Here is a 609-nt window from a genome sequence, read left to right as displayed (position 1 = left end):
CCTGCGCGAGCGGAAGAAGGCCGACACCCGCACCCGTCTCTCGGCGGCCGCCGTGGAACTCCTGGTCGCCGAGGGGGCGGAGGGCGCGACGGTGTCGGCGATCGCGGGACGGGCGGGGGTGTCCACCCGCACGTTCCACAACTACTTCGCCCACCGCGAGGACGCGTTCCTGCACTTCCTGCGCGAGCAGATCGCGGAGTTCGTGCGGCAGGTGGACCAGGCCCACCCGGACCTGACCCCCGTGGACATCTTCCGCACGATGTTCCGCGAACTGTACGGGCGCTCGTCGGACGACATCGAGGCCGCCGAGAACCTGTTCGTGGCCGGGGAGCAGATCGGGATCATGCTCTCCAGCGACGCCCGGTCGTGCCTCGCGGAGCAGATCCTCGACCCGCTGTACGACGCGATCGGCCGCCGGGAGCCGCAGCTCAGCCGGTTCCGCATCCGGGTGCTGGTGGACCTGAGCCTGGCCGCCGGTGCCTCGGTGCTGCGGCACCGCCCGCGCGGCGGCGAGCAGGACGCGACGCACGGTCGCGCGGGTTACCTCGACGAGGCGTTCGACCTGCTCGAGCGCGGCGCCGCCGACCTGCTGCGCGGCGGCGAGCGCCG

The 609-nt window shown here is 73.1% G+C and carries 1 protein-coding gene; it reads left to right on the top strand.

Annotated features, from left to right (window positions below):
* Window position 1: 1 nt before the first annotated feature.
* A partial coding sequence (locus DPA01S_RS16115; RefSeq protein WP_061917948.1) for a TetR/AcrR family transcriptional regulator occupies window positions 2-609 on the top strand: 608 nt, incomplete at its 3' end.

The organism is Dietzia papillomatosis NBRC 105045 (assembly GCF_001570845.1).
Classification (GTDB): domain Bacteria; phylum Actinomycetota; class Actinomycetes; order Mycobacteriales; family Mycobacteriaceae; genus Dietzia; species Dietzia cinnamea.
The sequence above is the reverse complement of the archived record's forward strand: the minus strand, read 5'-3'. Positions and strand labels throughout refer to the sequence as shown.